Genomic DNA, 19306 nt, shown 5'->3' with positions numbered 1-19306 from the left:
CGCGAGGAGTGCAGCGCAGCGGAGCCCCGCAGTCGCGAACGAAGGGGGAACCGCGTGAGGGTGTACGTGCTCAACGGGCCGAACCTGGGCCGGCTGGGCACCCGCCAGGTCGACGTCTACGGGGCGACCAGCTACGCCGACCTGGTGGGGCTCTGCGAGGCCACCGGCCGGGAGCTGGGGCTGGACGTGACGGTGCGGCAGACCGACGCCGAGCACGAGCTGGTGGGCTGGCTGCACGACGCGGCCGACGAGCGGGCGGCGGTGGTGCTCAACCCGGCCGCCTGGTCGCACTACTCCATCGCGGTGCGGGACGCCTGCGCCCTGCTGCGCGGCCCGCTGGTGGAGGTGCACATCTCCAACATCCACGCCCGGGAGGAGTTCCGCGCGCACTCGGTGGTCTCGGCGGTGGCGACGGGGGTGATCTGCGGGTTGGGCGTGGACGGCTACCGGCTGGCCCTGCACCACCTGGCGGCCCGCGCGGACGCGGCCCGCTAGGGACGCCGCCCGCGCAGGGGTCGGTGGGGGTGGCTCGCGCGGGCGCGGGAACGACCGGCGGCCGACGGCGGGTACGGCCGGCGGGGGCAGCTAGTAGACTTGCCAGGTCTGTCCGCCAATTGATGATCAAGGCAGGAAATGGCCACCACCAACGACCTGAAGAACGGCCTGGTACTCAACCTCGACGGGGAGCTCTGGGCCGTCGTAGAGTTCCAGCACGTCAAGCCCGGTAAGGGTGGCGCCTTCGTGCGTACCACGCTGAAGAACGTGCTGTCCGGCAAGGTGGTCGACAAGACCTTCAACGCGGGCACCAAGGTCGAGACCGCGACCGTGGACAAGCGCACGATGCAATACCTCTACGCCGACGGCGAGGACTACGTCTTCATGGATCTGGAGACGTTCGACCAGATCACCGTGCCCGGGGGCACCGTCGGCGAGGCCGCCAACTACCTCCTGCCGGAGGCCGAGGCGACCGTCGCCACCCACGAGGGCGTGCCGCTCTACATCGAGCTGCCGACCTCCGTGGTGCTGGAGATCACCTACACGGAGCCGGGCCTGCAGGGCGACCGGTCCACCGGCGGCAACAAGCCGGCGACGGTCGAGACCGGCGCGACCGTGCAGGTGCCGCTCTTCATCACCACCGGCGAGAAGATCAAGGTCGACACCCGCGACGGCCGTTACCTCGGCCGCGCCTGATGGCCGAGGGGCCCAAGCAGCAGATGCCGGCGCGCCGCAAGGCGCGCAAGCGGGCGCTGGACGTGCTCTTCGAGGCCGACCTGCGTAACCGGCCGCCGGTGGAGGTGCTCGCCGGCTACGTCGAGCGGATCGAGAAGCCCCACCCGGAGCACCTGGGTTACGCGGTCGGCCTCGTCGAGGGGGTGGCCGCGCACCTGGACCGGATCGACGAGCTGATCGCCAGCTACGCCGAGGGGTGGACGCTGGACCGGATGCCGGCGGTGGACCGCAACCTGGCCCGCATCGCCGTCTACGAGCTGCTCTACGTCGACGAGCTCGACGACGCGGTGGCGATCAGCGAGGCCGTGGAGCTGGCCCGGCAGATGTCGACCGACGATTCGCCGCGCTTCCTCAACGGGGTGCTCGGCCGGATCGCCGAGTACGCCACCCGCTGACCGCCGCCCCTCGGGGGCGGCGGCCGGCGAGCGGTGTCGAAAAGGGCCCGTGCCTGCGGCACGGGCCCTTTCGGCGTGGCCTGGTCAGGGCGTGCGGAACGCCCCACGACACGTCAGGACGCGAAGAACGCCCGCGGGTCGGCGACGAGCACCCCGTGCTCGGTGAGGCGCTCGATCAGCCCGGACGGCGAGGCGTCGTAGACGATCGCCAGGGCGCGCAGGTCGTCGGCGCGGATGGAGAGCACCCGGCCGTTGTAGTCGCCCCGCTGCTGCTGGATGGCGCGGGCGTACCGGGCGACGTAGGCCAGGTCCTCGGAGGCGTCGTCGTAGAGCCGCTCCAGGTCCAGGACGATCTTGCTGGTGGGCTCGTGTCGCACCCCGCTGCCGTCGGGCAGCAGCTCGGAGACGGGCACCCGGTAGAAGTCGGCCAGCTCGGCCAGGCGGGACACCGTGACGGCGCGGTCACCGCGCTCGTACGAGCCGACCACCACGGCCTTCCACCGCCCGTTGGACTTCTCCTCCACTCCCTGCAGGGACAGGCCCTGCTGCTGGCGGATGGAGCGCAGGCGGGCGCCCAGCGACTTGGCGTATTCAGAGGGCATTCGGACACTCCCAGTGCTGCTCGGGGTTCACCCCGCGATCGCTACGGAGCGTGACGGTACGGGGATTGCGACAACTGGTCAAGTGGTCGGGACCCTACCGTTGGGCTGGGCGGGGGGAGTTGTACCGATTCGCCAGCCTGATTCTGGGGTCAGTGCCGGCGTCGGGTGGTCCCGTGACCGCTGGTAACGTGGCACGCAGCCCCCGACCGGGCCGCCCGCGGCCCGCCGGAGGCGTCAGACGTCCTTTAACGACCCGTCCCGTGAGGCGGGGAAGGAGGTCCGCCGTGGCCTACCCGTCGGCTGCCCACCCGTCGCCACCGCGACAACCCTCGGTGAAGGTGATCCTCGCCGCAGCGGACGTCTCGCGCGTGGTCGACCGCATCGCACACCAGATCCTCGAGAAGACCCAGGGCGCCGCCGGCACGGTGCTGCTGGGGATTCCCACCCGCGGCGTGCCGCTCGCCCGGCGGCTCGCCGCCCGGATCGGCGCCTTCGAGGACGTCGCCATCCCGGCCGGTGTGCTCGACATCACCCTCTACCGCGACGACCTGCGCCGGCACGCCACCCGCGCGGTCGGCCCGACCCAGCTGCCGGCCGGCGGGATCGACGGCAAGCGGGTCGTCCTCGTCGACGACGTCCTCTTCTCCGGCCGCACCGTCCGGGCCGCGCTCGACGCGCTCAGCGACGTGGGCCGCCCCGCCTCGGTGCAGCTCGCCGTCCTGGTCGACCGGGGCCACCGGCAGCTGCCCATCCGCGCCGACTACGTCGGCAAGAACATCCCGACCGCGCTGGCCGAGAACGTGAAGGTCACCCTCGCCGAGACCGACGGCGTCGACGAGGTCAAGCTGTACGGGGAGGCGACCGCCGCATGATCCGCCACCTGCTCTCCGGCGCCGACCTGGACGCCGCCACCGCCACCCTGATCCTGGACACCGCCGCCGAGATGGCCACGGTCGCCGGCCGCGAGGTCAAGAAGCTGCCCGCGCTGCGCGGGCGGACCGTGGTGAACCTCTTCTACGAGGACTCCACCCGCACCCGGATCTCGTTCGAGGCGGCGGCGAAGCGGCTCAGCGCCGACGTGATCAACTTCTCGGCCAAGGGCTCCAGCGTCGCCAAGGGCGAGAGCCTGAAGGACACCGCGCTCACCCTCCAGGCGATGGGGGCCGACGCGGTCGTCGTCCGGCACCCCGCCTCGGGCGCCCCGCACCGGCTGGCCGACTGGGTCGACGGCTCGGTGGTCAACGCCGGCGACGGCACCCACGAGCACCCCACCCAGGCGCTGCTGGACGCGTACACGATGCGGGCCCGGCTGGGCCGGCTCGCCGGCCTGCACGTCGCGGTCGTCGGGGACGTGCTGCACTCCCGGGTGGCCCGCTCCAACGTGCTGCTGCTGTCCACCCTCGGGGCGAAGGTCACCCTGGTCGGCCCGCCGACGCTGATCCCCGTCGACATCGCGCAGGCCCTCGCGCCCGGCATCGACGTCTCCTACGACCTCGACGCCGTGCTGCCGAACGTCGACGTGGTGATGATGCTGCGGGTGCAGCGGGAGCGGATGACCGACTCCTACTTCCCGTCGGCCCGCGAGTACGCCCGCCGCTACGGCCTCGACGCGCCCCGGATGCGCCGGCTGCCGGAGCACGCGATCGTCATGCACCCCGGGCCGATGAACCGGGGCATGGAGATCACGCCCGAGGTCGCCGACTCGCCCCGCTCCACCATCGTCGAACAGGTCGCCAACGGGGTCTCCGTGCGGATGGCCGTCCTCTACCTGCTGCTCGGGGGGAACAACCTGTGACCGCGTACCTGATCACCAACGTGAGCGTCGTCGGCGCCGCGCCGACCGACCTGCTGATCCGCGACGGCGTCGTCGCCGAGACCGGCGCCGGCCTCACCGCGCCCGACGCCACCCGGGTCGACGGCACCGGGCTGGTCGCCCTGCCCGGCCTGGTCGACCTGCACACCCACCTGCGCGAGCCCGGCCGCGAGGACGCCGAGACCGTGGAGTCCGGCTCCCGGGCGGCGGCGCTCGGCGGCTACACGGCGGTCTGCGCGATGGCGAACACCTCCCCGGTCGCCGACACCGCCGGCGTGGTCGAGCAGGTCTGGCGGCTCGGCCGGGAGGCCGGGCTGGTCGACGTGCAGCCGATCGGCGCGGTCACCGTCGGCCTGGCCGGCGAGCGCCTGGCCGAGCTGGGCGCGATGGCCGACTCGGCGGCCCGGGTGCGGATCTTCTCCGACGACGGGCACTGCGTCGCCGACCCGAAGCTGATGCGCCGGGCGCTGGAGTACGTCAAGGCGTTCGACGGGATCATCGCCCAGCACGCCGAGGAGCCCCGGCTCACCGAGGGCGCGCAGATGCACGAGGGCGAGGTGTCCACCCGGCTCGGGCTGACCGGCTGGCCGGCGGTCGCCGAGGAGGCGATCATCGCCCGGGACGTGCTGCTCGCCGAGCACGTCGGCAGCCGCCTGCACGTCTGCCACGTCTCCACCGCCGGCAGCGTCGAGGTGCTGCGCCAGGCCAAGGCCCGGGGGGTACGCGTCACCGCCGAGGTGACCCCGCACCACCTGCTGCTGACGGACGAGGTCGTGAGCGGGAGGGGTGAGCTGGCCAGCCCCGCGCTCGCGGGCGACTGGAGCCCGGCGGGAGCCTACGACCCGGTGTTCAAGGTCAACCCGCCGCTGCGCACGGCCACCGACATCGCCGCGCTGCGCGCCGCGCTGGCCGAGGGCGTGATCGACGTCATCGCCACCGACCACGCCCCGCACGCCGTGGAGGACAAGGAGTGCGAGTGGGCGTACGCCCGGCCGGGCATGCTCGGTCTGGAGACGGCGCTGTCGATCGCGCTCGACGTGCTCGGCCCGCAGTGGGACCTGATCGCCGAGCGCATGTCGCGCGCCCCGGCCCGCATCGCCGGGCTCGACGGCCACGGCGTCGACCCGGCCCCCGGCGTGCCGGCCAACCTGACCCTGGTCGACCCGGCCGCCCGCCGGGTCATCGAGCCCGCGGAGCTGGCCAGCCGCAGTCGCAACACCCCGTACGCCCGCATGACGCTGCCGGGTCGCATCGTGGCGACCTTCCTGCGCGGCGAGCCGACGGTCCTGGACGGAAAGGCTGTTAACTAATATGGAGAAGCGCAGGAGCGCGATCCTGGTGCTGGAGGACGGGCGCACGTTCCACGGCGAGGCCTACGGCAGCGTCGGCGAGACCTTCGGCGAGGCGGTCTTCAACACCGGCATGACCGGCTACCAGGAGACGCTGACCGACCCCTCCTACCACCGGCAGGTGGTGGTGCAGACCGCCCCGCACATCGGCAACACCGGCGTCAACGCCGAGGACGACGAGTCCGCCCGCATCTGGGTGGCCGGCTACGTGGTGCGCGACCCGGCCCGGGTCGCCTCGAACTGGCGGTCCACCGGCGCGCTGGCCGACCGGCTCGCCGCCGAGGGCGTGGTCGGCATCAGCGGCGTGGACACCCGGGCGCTGACCCGGCACCTGCGCGAGCGCGGCGCGATGCGGGTCGGCGTCTCCAGCGTCGACGACGACCCGCGTGCCCTGCTGGCCCGGGTCCGCCAGGCGCCGCAGATGGTCGGCGCGGACCTCTCCGCCGAGGTGAGCACCGCGCAGCCGTACGTCGTCGCGGCCGAGGGCACCCACCGGTTCACGGTGGCCGCCCTGGACCTGGGCATCAAGCGCAACGTGCCGCGCCGGCTCGCCGCGCGCGGCGTCACCACCCACGTGCTGCCCGCCGGGTCGAGCATCGACGACCTGCTCGCCACCGGCGCGGACGCCGTCTTCTTCTCGCCCGGCCCCGGCGACCCGGCGACCGCCGACGGCCCGGTGGGGCTGGCCCGGGAGGTGCTCGCCCGGCGGATCCCGCTGTTCGGCATCTGCTTCGGCAGCCAGATCCTCGGCCGGGCGCTCGGCTTCGGCACCTACAAGCTCGGCTACGGCCACCGGGGCATCAACCAGCCGGTGCTCGACCGGGCCACCGGCAAGGTCGAGGTGACCAGCCACAACCACGGCTTCGCCGTCGCGTGGCCGGGCCGCGAACAGGAGCAGGGCGCGGTGCAGGCGCCGGGTGCGCGGGCCGGCGCGGTCGTGCCCGACCAGGTGATCGACACCGAGTTCGGCGGCGTCGAGGTGTCGCACGTCTGCCTCAACGACAACGTGGTCGAGGGGCTGCGGGCGCTCGACGTGCCCGCCTTCACCGTCCAGTACCACCCGGAGGCGGCGGCCGGCCCGCACGACGCGGACTACCTGTTCGACCGCTTCGCCGACCTCATCGAAGGCCGGAGCAACAGCGAGGGGCGCGCGCATGCCTAAGCGGACCGATCTCAAGCACATCATGGTCATCGGCTCGGGGCCGATCGTCATCGGGCAGGCCTGCGAGTTCGACTACTCGGGCACCCAGGCGTGCCGGGTGCTGCGCAGCGAGGGGATCCGGGTCAGCCTGGTCAACTCGAACCCGGCGACGATCATGACGGACCCGGAGTTCGCCGACGCCACCTACGTCGAGCCGATCACCCCGGAGTTCGTCGAGCTGGTCATCGCCAGGGAGCGCCCCGACGCGCTGCTGCCCACCCTCGGCGGGCAGACCGCGCTGAACACGGCGGTCGCCCTGCACTCGGCGGGCGTGCTCGACAAGTACGGCGTCGAGCTGATCGGCGCGAACATCGAGGCGATCAACCGGGGCGAGGACCGGCAGCTGTTCAAGGACATCGTCGCCAAGGCGGGCGTACGCCTGGGCCTGGCCGACCCGGCGGGACTGGTGCCCCGCTCGCGGGTCTGCCACTCGATGGCCGAGGTCGAGGCCACGGTCGCCGAGCTGGGCCTGCCGGTGGTGATCCGGCCGTCGTTCACGATGGGCGGCCTCGGCTCCGGCATGGCGCACACCGACGCCGACCTGCGCCGCATCGCCGGGGCGGGCCTGGCCGCCAGCCCCGTGCACGAGGTGCTCATCGAGGAGAGCGTGCTCGGCTGGAAGGAGTACGAGCTCGAACTGATGCGCGACCGCCACGACAACGTGGTGGTCGTCTGCTCGATCGAGAACGTCGACCCGATGGGCGTGCACACCGGCGACAGCGTGACCGTCGCCCCGGCGATGACGCTGACCGACCGGGAGTACCAGCGGCTGCGCGACCTCGGCATCGCGGTGCTGCGCGAGGTCGGGGTGGACACCGGCGGCTGCAACATCCAGTTCGCGGTGAACCCGGCCGACGGCCGGATCGTGGTGATCGAGATGAACCCCCGGGTGTCGCGCTCGTCGGCCCTGGCGTCGAAGGCGACCGGCTTCCCGATCGCGAAGATCGCCGCGAAGCTGGCCATCGGCTACACCCTCGACGAGATCCCCAACGACATCACGTTGAAGACCCCGGCGGCGTTCGAGCCGACCCTGGACTACGTGGTGGTGAAGATCCCCCGGTTCGCGTTCGAGAAGTTCCCCGGCGCGGACCCGGAGCTGACCACCACCATGAAGTCGGTGGGCGAGGCGATGAGCCTCGGGCGCAACTTCACCGAGGCGCTCAACAAGGCGATGCGTTCGATGGAAACCAAGGCGTCGGGCTTCTGGACCACCCCGGACCCGGAGGGCGCGACGAAGGAGAACACGCTCGCCGCGCTGGGCATGCCGCACGACGGCCGGCTCTACACCGTGGAGCGGGCGCTGCGGCTCGGCGCGTCGGTCGCGGAGGTCTCCGCCGCGTCCGGCGGGATCGACCCGTGGTTCCTGGACCAGATCGCCGCCCTGGTGGAGCTGCGCGCCGAGATCGTCGACGCCCCGGTGCTCGACGCGGACCTGCTGCGCCGCGCCAAGCGGGCCGGCCTGTCCGACCGCCAGCTCGCCGCGCTGCGCCCCGAGCTGGCCGCCGAGGACGGGGTGCGCACGCTGCGCCACCGGCTCGGCGTCCGCCCGGTCTACAAGACGGTGGACACCTGCGCCGCCGAGTTCGAGGCGACCACGCCCTACCACTACTCGACGTACGACTCGGAGACCGAGGTCGCGCCGTCGGCCCGGCCCAAGGTGATCATCCTGGGCTCGGGGCCGAACCGGATCGGCCAGGGCATCGAGTTCGACTACTCGTGCGTGCACGCCGTCCAGGCGCTGCGCGCCGCGCCCGTCGGCCCGGCCGCCGCCGGCGCGGGTGGCGGCCACGAGACCGCCGGTGGTGGCGCTGGCGGCTACGAGACCGTCATGGTCAACTGCAACCCGGAGACCGTGTCGACGGACTACGACACGGCCGACCGGCTCTACTTCGAGCCGCTGACCTTCGAGGACGTCCTGGAGGTCTGGCACTCCGAGGACTCGTCCGGCAAGGCGGCCGGCGGGCCGGGCGTGGTCGGGGTGGTCGTGCAGCTCGGCGGGCAGACCCCGCTGGGCCTGGCGCAGCGGCTGAAGGACGCCGGCGTGCCGATCGTGGGCACCTCCCCGGAGTCGATCCACCTGGCCGAGGAGCGCGGCGCGTTCGGCGCGGTGCTGGCCCGGGCCGGGCTGCGCGCCCCGGCGCACGGCATGGCCACCTCCTACGAGGAGGCGAAGGCGATCGCCGCCGAGATCGGCTACCCGGTGCTGGTCCGCCCGTCCTACGTGTTGGGCGGGCGGGGCATGGAGATCGTCTACGACGACCCGACGCTGCGCGACTACATCGGGCGGGCCACCGACATCTCCCCGGACCACCCGGTGCTGGTGGACCGGTTCCTCGACGACGCCATCGAGATCGACGTGGACGCCCTCTGCGACGCCGACGGCGAGGTCTACCTCGGCGGGGTCATGGAGCACATCGAGGAGGCCGGCATCCACTCCGGCGACTCGTCCTGCGTGCTGCCGCCGATGACGCTGGCCGGCTCGCACCTGGCGCAGGTGCGCCGCTACACCGAGGCCATCGCCCGGGGGGTGGGGGTGCGCGGCCTGCTCAACGTCCAGTACGCCCTCAAGGACGACGTGCTCTACGTGCTGGAGGCCAACCCCCGCGCGTCGCGGACGGTGCCGTTCGTGTCGAAGGCCACGGCGGTGCCGCTGGCCAAGGCGGCGGCCCGGATCGCGCTCGGCGCGACGGTCGCCGAGCTGCGCGCCGAGGGGCTGCTCCCGCCGACGGGCGACGGCGGCACCCTGCCGGCCGACGCGCCGATCGCGGTGAAGGAGGCGGTGCTGCCGTTCAAGCGGTTCCGCACCCCGACCGGCAAGGGCGTGGACTCGTTGCTCGGCCCGGAGATGAAGTCCACCGGCGAGGTGATGGGCATCGACACCAAGTTCGGGCACGCCTTCGCCAAGAGCCAGTCCGCCGCGTACGGGTCGCTGCCGACGTCCGGGCGGATCTTCGTCTCGGTGGCCAACCGGGACAAGCGCGGCATGATCTTCCCGATCAAGCGCCTCGCCGACCTGGGCTTCGAGATCGTGGCGACCGCCGGCACGGCGGAGGTGCTGCGCCGGCACGGCATCGCCTGCGAGCAGATCCGCAAGCACTACGAGGCCGGGGCGGGCGCCGACGCGGTGTCGATGATCCTCGCCGGCGACGTGGCGCTGGTGGTGAACACGCCGCAGGGCTCCGGGGCGAGCGCCCGCTCCGACGGCTACGAGATCCGCAGCGCGGCCGTGACGGCGGACATCCCGTGCATCACCACGGTGCCCGGCGCGGCGGCGGCGGTGATGGGCATCGAGGCCCGCATCCGCGGCGACATGACCGTGCGTCCGCTCCAGGACCTGCACGCCACCCTGCGGGCCGCCCAGTGACCGCCGGCACACCGGGGAGCGGCCGGTGATCTTCGAGCGGGTGGTGCGGCCCGGGCTGTTCCGGCTCGGCGGCGGCGACGCCGAGGCCGCCCACGAGTGGACGCTGCGCCGGCTGGCCGCCGTGTCGCGGTCGCCGGTGGCGCTCGCCGCGCTGCGGGCCCGCTACGCCGTGCGGGCGCCCCGGACCGTGTTCGGGGTGGACTTCCCGAACCCGGTCGGGCTGGCCGCCGGCATGGACAAGGACGGCGCGGCGCTGGCGGCGTGGCCGGCGCTGGGCTTCGGCTTCGTCGAGGTCGGCACGGTCACCGCGCACGCCCAGCCGGGCAACCCCCGGCCCCGGCTGTTCCGGCTGCGCGACAGCGAGGCCGTGGTCAACCGGATGGGCTTCAACAACGCCGGGGCGCGGGCCCTGGCGGACCGGCTGGCGGCGCTGCCCCGCCCGGTCGGCGCGCCGCTGGGGATCTCGCTCGGCAAGTCCAAGGTGACCCCGCTGGACGAGGCCGTGGAGGACTACCTCGCCTCCTACCGGGCGCTGCGCGACCACGGCGACTACTTCGCGGTCAACGTCTCCTCGCCCAACACCCCGGGCCTGCGCTCGTTGCAGGACCGCGCCCACCTCGACGCGCTGTTGGCGGCCCTGGTGGGGGAGAAGCCGGTGCTGGTGAAGATCGCCCCGGACCTCACCGAGCCGGCGATCGCCGAGCTGTTGGAGGTCTGCCTCGACCGGGGCGCGGCCGGGGTGATCGCCACCAACACCACCCTGGCCCGCGACGGGCTCGCCCCCGCCGACCGGGAGCGCGGCGGGCAGGCGGGCGGCCTGTCGGGGCGTCCGCTGGCGGCGCGCGCCCGCGCGGTGGTGTCGTTCGTGCACCGGGAGACCGGCGGGCGGCTGCCGGTGGTCGGCGTGGGCGGCATCGTCGACCCCGACGACGCCGCGCGCATGTTCGACGCCGGTGCGGCCCTCGTGCAGCTCTACACCGGCTTCATCTACCGGGGCCCCGGCCTCGTCCGGGCCGCCGCCCGGGCCGCCGGGCCGTTGCCCGCGCCGGTGCCCTCGGGCGGCCGGTCGTGACCGGGGAGCCGGCCACAGCGGGTCCCGCCGGGGCCCGCAGGGGGCGCGGGTGACGCCGGAGGAGATCCTCGCCGCCGACCGGGCGCACGTGTGGCACCCGTACGCGCCGCTGCCCCCCGCGACGCCCCCGTACGTGGTGGCGGGCGCGCGGGGGGTGCGGCTGCGGCTGGCCGACGGGCGGGAGCTGGTCGACGGGATGTCGTCGTGGTGGGCGGTGATCCACGGCTACCGGCACCCGGTGCTGGACGCGGCGGTCGTCGACCAGCTCGGCCGGATGAGTCACGTGATGTTCGGCGGGCTCACCCACGAGCCGGCCGTGCGCCTGGCGCAGACGCTGGTCGAGCTGGCCCCGGACGGGCTGGAGCGGGTCTTCCTGTGCGACTCGGGCTCGGTGAGCGTCGAGGTGGCGGTGAAGATGTGCCTGCAGTACCAGCGGGCGCTCGGGCGGCCGGAGCGCCGGCGGCTGGGCACCTGGCGGGGCGGCTACCACGGCGACACCTTCCACCCGATGAGCGTCTGCGACCCCGAGGGCGGCATGCACCACCTGTGGGGCGACGTGCTGCCCCGGCAGGTCTTCGCGCCCGTGCCGCCGGCCGGCTTCGACACCCCGCCCGACCCGGCGTACTGCGCGGCGCTCGCCGACGCGGTGGCGCGGCACGCGCACGAGCTGGCCGCCGTGGTCGTGGAGCCGGTGGTGCAGGGCGCGGGCGGGATGCGCTTCCACCACCCGCACTACCTGCGGGTGCTGCGCGAGGTGACCCGCGCCCACGGGGTGCTGCTGGTCTTCGACGAGATCGCGACCGGCTTCGGCCGCACCGGCACGATGTTCGCCGCCGAGCACGCCGGGGTGAGCCCCGACGTCCTCTGCGTCGGCAAGGCGCTCACCGGCGGCTACCTGACGCTTGCCGCCGCCCTGTGCACGGCGGAGGTGGCGGCGGGCATCTCCCGCGACGGGGTGCTCGCGCACGGGCCCACGTTCATGGCCAACCCGCTCGCCTGTGCGGTCGCGAACGCCTCCATCGGCCTGCTGCGGGCCGGAGACTGGGCGGCCGAGGTGTCGAGGGTGGGCGCGGCCCTGCGCGCCGGCCTGGAGCCGCTGCGCGGGGCCCCGGGCGTGGCGGACGTCCGCGTGCTGGGCGCGATCGGCGTGGTCCAGCTCGACCACGAGGTGGACGTGGCGCGGGCGACGGCCGCGGCGGTGGACCGGGGGGTGTGGCTGCGGCCGTTCCGCGACCTGGTCTACGCCATGCCGCCGTACGTCGCCGACGACGCGGACGTCGCCCGGATCGCCACCGGGATGGCCGCCGCCGTGGCGGCCGGCTGACCGCGTCCCGCGCGGGTGGCGGCATGAGCGTGATCGGACAGGCGTGGCGCGCCGGCGGACGCCGGGCGCCCGGAGGAGTCGAGAGGAAGAGGCGCGATGGAGACCTTCGGTGACCGGTTGCACCGGGCGATGGCGCAGCGCGGCCCGCTCTGCGTGGGCATCGACCCGCACCCGGGGCTGCTGACCCGCTGGGGGCTGACGGACGACGCCGACGGTCTGGAGCGGTTCTGCCGCACCGTGGTGGAGGCCCTAGGCGACCGGGTCGCGGTGGTCAAGCCCCAGTCCGCGTTCTTCGAGCGCTTCGGAGCGCGGGGCGTGGCGGTGCTAGAGTCAACTATCCGACAGTTGCGGGATTCTGGCTCGCTCGTTCTGCTCGACGTCAAGCGCGGGGACATCGGCTCCACGGTCGCGGCGTACGCCTCCGCGTACCTCGATCCATCCAGCCCGCTGTATGTCGACGCGGTTACCGCGAGCCCCTACCTGGGAGTAATGTCGCTGGCCCCGATGTTCGAGCTCGCCGCCACGCACGGCGGCGGGGTGTTCGTCCTGGCGCTCACCTCCAACCCCGAGGGCGCCGCCGTGCAGCACGCCCGCGGCGCCGACGGGCGCACCGTCGCGCAGGCGGTGATCGACGAGATTGCCCAGCTCAACCGGGGTGCGCAGACGATGGGCAGCTTCGGTCTCGTGGTCGGGGCGACCATCGGCGACACCGGCCACGACCTGTCGGCGGTGCGCGGCCCGCTGCTCGCCCCGGGGCTCGGCGCGCAGGGCGGCAGGGCCGCCGCGCTACGGACCGTGTTCGGCGCGGGCCTGCCGTGGGTCCTGCCGTCGTACTCCCGCGAGGTGCTGCACGCGGGGCCCGACGTGGGTGCTCTGCGGGCCGCCGCGCAGCGGGCCCTGACCGACTGCCGGGCGGCTCTCGGCGGCTCCTGACTGAGTGACGGCTCGGTCATTTTGCCGTGGTCGTGGCGTGCCCACGTTGCCGAATGCGTCCGCGACCGCTAGTTTTCCCCGCGCTGGGAACCACGGACCCCTTTGGTTTCCGGCGACTCCACGTTTCACATCTGCGGCGTGGCGTCCCGCCCGTCGCGACAAGGACCTGAGGAGAACTGGTGCCCCTCCCGTCACTTACCCCCGAGCAGCGCGCAGCTGCGCTCGAGAAGGCCGCGGAGATCCGCAAGGCCCGCGCTGAGCTGAAGGAGCAGCTCAAGCAGGGCAAGACCACCCTCGCCGCCGTGCTGGAGCGGGCCGAGGGCGACGACGTCGTCGGCAAGCTGAAGGTCTCGGCCGTCCTGCAGGCGATGCCGGGCATCGGCAAGATCCGGGCGACCCAGATCATGGAGAAGCTCAAGATCGCCGACAGCCGTCGCCTGCGTGGCCTGGGCGAGCAGCAGCGCAAGGCCCTGCTCGGCGAGTTCGCCGCCAACTGAGCCCGGCGGTTCGCCGCCGACCGCGCACGGCGCCGTGTAGAAACGAGCCGTGAGCACGGATGACGAGGCGCGCCCGGCGGCTCGGCTCACCGTCCTGACCGGACCCTCCGGGGCCGGCGTGGGCAGTGTCGTCGAGCCGTTCCGGGCGCGTTCTCCGTCGGTCTGGATCCCGGTGCCGGCCACCACCCGGCCCCGCCGGGCGGGCGAGGTGGACGGCGTCGACCGGGTCTTCCTCGCCCCGGCGGAGTTCGACCGCCTGATCGCCGCCGGCGGGCTGCTGGAGTGGGCCCGCGTCGGGCCGTACGCCCGCGGCACCCCGGCCGCGCCGGTGGCCGAGCGGCTCGCCGCCGGCCGGCCGGTGCTGCTCCCGCTCGACCTGCCCGGCGCGCTCGCCGTCCGCGCGGCGCGCCCCGACGCCCGGCTGGTCCTGCTCGCCCCGCCCGGCTGGCGGCCGGCGGCGGTGGCCCCGGCCGGCGACGCGCACGTCGTGGCGCACGACCACACCGGGCGGGCGGTGGACGAGCTGGTAGGCTTGTTCGGTTCTTCCTATCTGGCTCCGGCCCGACCACGGCGGAGCGGCTGAGTGACCCCACCAACCGCGTCCGCGTGGTTGGGCCAGACGAACCGCGTCCGCGCGGTGCCGACAGACGCAGAGGTTTAATTCGTGGGATCCATCGCCAACCCCGAGGGCATCACCAACCCGCCGATCGACGAGCTGCTCGAGAAGACGACGTCGAAGTACGCCCTGGTGATCTTCGCTGCCAAGCGCGCCCGTCAGGTCAACGCCTACTACAGCCAGCTCGGCGAGGGCCTGCTGGAGTACGTGGGCCCGCTCGTGGAGACCACCCCCCAGGAGAAGCCCCTCTCCATCGCCATGCGCGAGATCAACGCGGGCCTGCTCACCGCCGAGCCGACCGACCAGCCGTAACCGCGCCGCGCGCCGATGTCCGCCGAGATCGTCCTCGGGGTCGGCGGCGGCATCGCCGCCTACAAGGCGTGTGAGCTGCTGCGGCTCTTCACCGAGTCGGGCCACCGGGTCCGCGTGGTGCCCACCGCGTCGGCGCTCCGCTTCGTCGGGGCGCCGACCTGGGCGGCCCTGTCCGGCCAGCCGGTCGCCGACGACGTCTGGGCCGACGTGCACGAGGTCCCGCACGTCCGGCTCGGCCAGCGGGCCGACCTGGTGGTGGTCGCCCCGGCGACGGCCGACCTGCTCGCCAGGGCGGCCCACGGCCTCGCCGACGACCTGCTCACCAACACCCTGCTCACCGCCCGGTGCCCGGTGCTGCTCGCCCCGGCGATGCACACCGAGATGTGGGAGCACCCCGCCACCGTGGCCAACGTCGCCACGCTGCGCTCCCGGGGCGTCCGGGTCATCGAGCCCGCCGTCGGCCGGCTCACCGGCGCGGACACCGGCAAGGGCCGGCTGCCCGACCCGGCGGAGATCTTCGCCGTCGCCCGGCGGACCCTCGCCCGGGGCCCGCACGCCCCGGCCGACCTCGCCGGCCGGCACGTGGTGGTGACCGCGGGCGGCACCCGCGAGCCGCTCGACCCGGTCCGGTTCCTCGGCAACCGCTCCTCCGGCAAGCAGGGTTACGCCTTCGCCCGGTCGGCGGTCGCCCGGGGCGCCCGGGTCACCCTCGTCGCCGCCAACGTGGCGCTCGCCGACCCGGCCGGCGTGGACCTGGTGCGGGTCGGCACCACCGAGGAGCTGCGCGAGGCCACGCTCCGCGCGGCCGGCGACGCGGACGCCGTGGTGATGGCGGCCGCGCCCGCGGATTTCCGGCCCGCCACCTACGCCTCGGCCAAAATCAAGAAAACGGAGGCGGGGCCACCTACGATCGACCTCGTCACCAACCCTGACATCGCCGCCGAGTTGGGCCGGCGACGCCGACCGGAGCAGGTGCTGGTGGTGTTCGCCGCGGAGACGGACGACGCGGAGGCCAACGGCCGGGCCAAGCTCGCCCGCAAGCGGGCCGACCTCGTCGTCGTCAACGAGGTCGGGCCGGACAAGGTCTTCGGCGCCGAGACCAACGCGGCGACCGTCATCGGCGCGGACGGCGCGGTGCACCCGATGGCCGAGCAGTCCAAGGAGGAACTGGCCGACGCCGTCTGGGACCTCGTCGTGGCGCGCTGGTCGTCTTCCCGAGGGGTGACGGGGTAGCGACCATTCCAGCGCGCCTTTAGCCCGGGTGACTACACTTCCGCGGAACGACTATTCCATAACTTAGGAGTGCCGTGACACGCCGCCTCTTCACGTCCGAATCGGTCACGGAAGGCCACCCGGACAAGATCGCCGACCAGATCAGCGACGGCATTCTCGACGCACTGCTGGCTCAGGACGCGCACAGCCGCGTCGCCGTCGAGACCCTGATCACCACCGGCCAGGTGCACGTGGCCGGCGAGGTGACCACCAAGGCGTACGCCGACATCCCGACCATCGTGCGGGAGACGATCCTCGACATCGGCTACGACTCGTCGAAGAAGGGCTTCGACGGCGCGTCCTGCGGCGTCAGCGTCTCCATCGGCGCCCAGTCCCCCGACATCGCGCAGGGCGTCGACAACGCGATGGAGCTGCGTACCGGCTCGTCGGAGAGCGCGCTGGACGCCCAGGGCGCCGGCGACCAGGGCATGATGTTCGGGTTCGCCTGCTCCGAGACGCCCGAGCTGATGCCGCTGCCGATCGCCCTGGCGCACCGGCTCGCCCGCCGGCTCACCGCGGTCCGCAAGGACGGCACGATCCCCTACCTGCGGCCGGACGGCAAGACCCAGGTCACCATCGAGTACGAGGGGCTGCGCCCGGTCCGGCTGAACACGGTCGTCGTGTCCAGCCAGCACGCGGCCGACATCTCGCTGGACTCGCTGCTCACCCCGGACGTGCGCGACCACGTCATCGCGCCGGAGCTGGAGAGCCTCGGCCTGGACACCGACGGCTACCGGCTGCTGGTCAACCCGACCGGGCGGTTCGAGATCGGCGGCCCGATGGGCGACGCCGGCCTCACCGGGCGGAAGATCATCGTCGACACCTACGGCGGGTACGCCCGGCACGGTGGCGGCGCGTTCTCCGGCAAGGACCCGTCCAAGGTGGACCGCTCGGCGGCGTACGCGATGCGCTGGGTGGCCAAGAACGTGGTGGCCGCCGGCCTCGCCGAGCGCTGCGAGGCGCAGGTCGCCTACGCGATCGGCAAGGCGCACCCGGTGAGCCTGTTCATCGAGACGTTCGGCACCGAGACCGTGCCGGTCGCCTCGATCGAGAAGGCCGTGCACGAGGTCTTCGACCTCCGCCCGGCCGCCATCATCCGGGACCTGCACCTGCTGCGCCCGATCTACCGGCAGACCGCGGCGTACGGCCACTTCGGCCGGGAACTGCCCGAGCTGACCTGGGAGGGCACCGACCGGGCCGCCGACCTCAAGTCGGCCGCAGGAGCCTGACCGGCGACACGCGCAGCGACCGGCGACCCGCTGACGGGTCGCCGGTCGCTCGCGTCTGCGTCGACGTGCCCCTGGCCCACCTCGACCGCCCCTTCGACTACCTGGTCCCCGCCGACCTGGCCGACGCGGCGGTCCCCGGCACCCGGGTGAAGGTGCGCTTCGCCGGCCAGCTCGTCGACGGCTGGCTGCTGGAGCGGGCCGACGCCTCGGGGCACACCGGGCGGCTGGCCTACCTCGACCGGCTCGTCTCGCCCGAGCCGGTGCTGGCCGACGAGGTCGCCCGGCTGGCCCGGGCCGTCGCCGACCGGTACGCCGGCAGCCTCGCCGACGTGCTCCGGCTGGCCGTGCCGCCCCGGCACGCCCGGGTGGAGAAGGAGCCGCACGTCCCGCCGACGCCGCCCGCGCCCCCGGCCCCGCCGGAGGCGGCCGGCTGGCGGGCGTACCCGGCCGGGCCGGCGTTCCTGCGGGCGCTGACCGAGGGCCGCCCCGCCCGGGCGGTCTGGTCGGCGCTGCCGGGGGAGGACTGGCCCGCCCGGTACGCCGAGGCGGTCGCCGCCACCGTGGCCGGCGGGCGGGGCGCGGTGGTGGTCGTGCCCGACGCCCGGGACCTCGACCGCCTCGACGCGGCGCTGACCGCCGTCCTCGGCCCCGGGCGGCACGTCGGCCTCTCCGCCGCGCTCGGCCCCGCCCGCCGCTACCGCGCGTTCCTGGCCGCCCGGCGCGGGGACGTGCCGGTCGTGATCGGCACCCGCGCGGCGATGTTCGCCCCGGTGGCCCGGCTCGGCCTGGTCGCCATCGTCGACGACGGCGACGACCTGCACGCCGAGCCGCGCGCCCCCTACCCGCACGCCCGCGAGGTGCTGCTCACCCGCGCCCGGCTCGCCGACGCGGCCGCCCTGGTCGGCGGGTACGCCCGCAGCGCCGAGGCGCAGCTGCTGGTGGAGACCGGCTGGGCGCGGGAGGTGGTGGCCGACCGGGCCGCCGTGCGGGCGCGTACCCCCGCCGTCGCGCCGACCGGGGACGACCCGCAGCTGGCCCGCGACCCCGGCGCGGCGACGGCCCGGCTGCCCAGCCTGGCCTGGGCCGCCGCCCGGGACGCGCTCGGCGGTGATGCGCCGGTGCTGGTGCAGGTGCCCCGGCGCGGCTACCTGCCGTCGATCTCCTGCGCGGAGTGCCGCACGCCGGCCCGCTGCCCGCACTGCGCCGGCCCGCTCGCCCTGCCGTCGGCGCGGGGGGCACCGGCCTGCCGCTGGTGTGGCCGGACCGCCGCCGCGTACGCCTGCCCGGAGTGCGGCGGCCGGCGGCTGCGCGCGGCCGTCACCGGCGCCCGGCGCACCGCCGAGGAGCTGGGCCGGGCCTTCCCCGGGGTGCCGGTGCGCACCTCCGGGCGGGAGGAGGTGCTCAGCACCGTGCCCGGCGGCGCCGGCCTCGTGGTGGCCACCCCGGGGGCCGAGCCGATCGCCGACAGCGGCTACGGCGCGGTGCTGCTGCTCGACTCGTGGGCCCTGCTCACCCGGGCCGACCTGCGGGCCGGCGAGGAGGCGCTGCGCCGCTGGCTGGCCGCCGCCGCGCTGGCCCGGCCGGCGGCGGCCGGCGGCCGGGTGGTGGTGGTCGCCGACGGGGCGCTCGCGCCGGTGCAGGCGTTGCTGCGCTGGGACGCCGCCTGGTTCGCCGCCCGGGAGCTGGCCGAGCGCCGCGAGCTGGGGTTCCCGCCGGCGGTGCGGATGGCCAGCGTCACCGGCCCGGCCGAGGCGGTGGCCGACCTGCTGGCCGCGGCCCGGCTGCCCGAGGCGGCCGAGGTGCTGGGCCCGGTCCCCGCCGACGGCGAGAAGGAGCGGATGCTGGTCCGGGTGCCCCGGGCCCGGGCGGCGGCCCTCGCCGAGGCGCTGCACGCCGCCGCCGGGACGCGTACTCTCCGTAAGGCTGCCGATCCGGTCCGCGTCCAGATCGACCCTCTTTTGCTGTTCTAGGCGATCGGTGTGGCGGTCACGATCCGTGGTCGCCGGTGCGTGATAGCATCGCCCGTCATGCCCGGGCGCACGACGGAGTGTCGGTACGACGCCACGTCGACGACGCCAGTCAGCCGGTGATCAGGGG

The 19306-nt window shown here is 74.4% G+C and carries 18 protein-coding genes; 17 read left to right on the top strand and 1 reads right to left on the bottom strand.

Annotated elements, in window-relative coordinates; all coding sequences use genetic code 11:
* The first annotated feature begins 54 nt into the window (after positions 1–54).
* The 3 genes from aroQ (at position 55) to nusB (ending at position 1625) form a co-directional block, all read left to right on the top strand.
* Complete coding sequence (gene aroQ / locus O7628_RS01035; RefSeq protein ID WP_278127639.1) at positions 55–495, top strand: type II 3-dehydroquinate dehydratase; 441 nt, start codon at positions 55–57, stop codon at positions 493–495.
* Positions 496–633: 138 nt separating this feature from the next.
* Positions 634–1191 carry an elongation factor P gene (gene efp, locus O7628_RS01030; protein ID WP_007075814.1) on the top strand — a complete coding sequence of 186 codons (558 nt, stop codon included), beginning with the start codon at positions 634–636 and terminating at the stop codon, positions 1189–1191.
* 23 nt (positions 1192–1214) lie between these two features.
* Positions 1215–1625 carry a transcription antitermination factor NusB gene (gene nusB / locus O7628_RS01025; protein ID WP_176735041.1) on the top strand — a complete coding sequence of 137 codons (411 nt, stop codon included), beginning with the start codon at positions 1215–1217 and terminating at the stop codon, positions 1623–1625.
* A gap of 113 nt (positions 1626–1738) precedes the next feature.
* Here nusB and O7628_RS01020 read toward each other — a convergent pair whose 3' ends face one another.
* On the bottom strand, positions 1739–2227 hold the full coding sequence (locus tag O7628_RS01020) for a transcriptional regulator (protein ID WP_007075816.1): 489 nt from the start codon (positions 2225–2227) through the stop codon (positions 1739–1741).
* A 284-nt stretch (positions 2228–2511) separates the two neighbouring features.
* Here O7628_RS01020 and pyrR point away from each other — a divergent pair, with 284 nt between their 5' ends.
* The 14 genes from pyrR to O7628_RS00950 all read left to right on the top strand — a co-directional run bounded on the left by pyrR (position 2512) and on the right by O7628_RS00950 (position 19179).
* The gene (gene pyrR, locus O7628_RS01015) at positions 2512–3099 is read left to right on the top strand and encodes a bifunctional pyr operon transcriptional regulator/uracil phosphoribosyltransferase PyrR (protein ID WP_178065567.1); all 588 of its coding nucleotides are present in this window, start codon (positions 2512–2514) and stop codon (positions 3097–3099) included.
* Complete coding sequence (locus tag O7628_RS01010; RefSeq protein ID WP_178065566.1) at positions 3096–4022, top strand: aspartate carbamoyltransferase catalytic subunit; 927 nt, start codon at positions 3096–3098, stop codon at positions 4020–4022. The genes pyrR and O7628_RS01010 overlap by 4 nt, the downstream gene beginning before the upstream one ends.
* Positions 4019–5350, top strand: coding sequence for a dihydroorotase (locus O7628_RS01005; RefSeq protein ID WP_278127636.1), 1332 nt, complete (start codon positions 4019–4021; stop codon positions 5348–5350). The genes O7628_RS01010 and O7628_RS01005 overlap by 4 nt, the downstream gene beginning before the upstream one ends.
* 1 nt (position 5351) lies before the next feature.
* Positions 5352–6551 (top strand): glutamine-hydrolyzing carbamoyl-phosphate synthase small subunit, encoded by a 1200-nt coding sequence (gene carA / locus O7628_RS01000; protein ID WP_278127634.1) that lies wholly within the window; start codon positions 5352–5354, stop codon positions 6549–6551.
* A complete protein-coding gene (gene carB, locus O7628_RS00995) occupies positions 6544–9954 on the top strand; it encodes a carbamoyl-phosphate synthase large subunit (protein WP_278127632.1) in 3411 nt (1136 codons plus the stop codon). Before carA ends, carB begins: the two co-directional genes overlap by 8 nt.
* A 25-nt stretch (positions 9955–9979) precedes the next feature.
* Positions 9980–11026 (top strand): quinone-dependent dihydroorotate dehydrogenase, encoded by a 1047-nt coding sequence (locus O7628_RS00990; RefSeq protein ID WP_278127631.1) that lies wholly within the window; start codon positions 9980–9982, stop codon positions 11024–11026.
* 49 nt (positions 11027–11075) lie between these two features.
* On the top strand, positions 11076–12350 hold the full coding sequence (locus tag O7628_RS00985) for an adenosylmethionine--8-amino-7-oxononanoate transaminase (protein WP_278127629.1): 1275 nt from the start codon (positions 11076–11078) through the stop codon (positions 12348–12350).
* Between the two features lie 96 nt (positions 12351–12446).
* Entirely contained in the window at positions 12447–13283 is an 837-nt protein-coding gene (pyrF, locus tag O7628_RS00980; RefSeq protein ID WP_278127628.1) for an orotidine-5'-phosphate decarboxylase, read from the top strand.
* A gap of 179 nt (positions 13284–13462) precedes the next feature.
* Positions 13463–13780 carry an integration host factor, actinobacterial type gene (gene mihF / locus O7628_RS00975; protein ID WP_007075824.1) on the top strand — a complete coding sequence of 106 codons (318 nt, stop codon included), beginning with the start codon at positions 13463–13465 and terminating at the stop codon, positions 13778–13780.
* Between the two features lie 49 nt (positions 13781–13829).
* Entirely contained in the window at positions 13830–14363 is a 534-nt protein-coding gene (locus O7628_RS00970) for a guanylate kinase (protein WP_278127626.1), read from the top strand.
* Between the two features lie 81 nt (positions 14364–14444).
* The gene (rpoZ, locus tag O7628_RS00965; protein WP_007075826.1) at positions 14445–14708 is read left to right on the top strand and encodes a DNA-directed RNA polymerase subunit omega; all 264 of its coding nucleotides are present in this window, start codon (positions 14445–14447) and stop codon (positions 14706–14708) included.
* A gap of 15 nt (positions 14709–14723) precedes the next feature.
* Complete coding sequence (gene coaBC / locus O7628_RS00960; RefSeq protein WP_278127625.1) at positions 14724–15941, top strand: bifunctional phosphopantothenoylcysteine decarboxylase/phosphopantothenate--cysteine ligase CoaBC; 1218 nt, start codon at positions 14724–14726, stop codon at positions 15939–15941.
* A gap of 74 nt (positions 15942–16015) precedes the next feature.
* Positions 16016–17209, top strand: a complete 1194-nt coding sequence (gene metK / locus O7628_RS00955) for a methionine adenosyltransferase (RefSeq protein WP_074478666.1) — start codon at positions 16016–16018, stop codon at positions 17207–17209.
* Positions 17206–19179 carry a primosomal protein N' gene (locus tag O7628_RS00950; protein ID WP_278136170.1) on the top strand — a complete coding sequence of 658 codons (1974 nt, stop codon included), beginning with the start codon at positions 17206–17208 and terminating at the stop codon, positions 19177–19179. The genes metK and O7628_RS00950 overlap by 4 nt, the downstream gene beginning before the upstream one ends.
* Positions 19180–19306: the final 127 nt, after the last annotated feature.

The sequence above is a fragment of the Micromonospora sp. WMMD956 genome, assembly GCF_029626125.1.
GTDB lineage: Bacteria > Actinomycetota > Actinomycetes > Mycobacteriales > Micromonosporaceae > Micromonospora > Micromonospora carbonacea.
The sequence above is the reverse complement of the archived record's forward strand: the minus strand, read 5'-3'. Positions and strand labels throughout refer to the sequence as shown.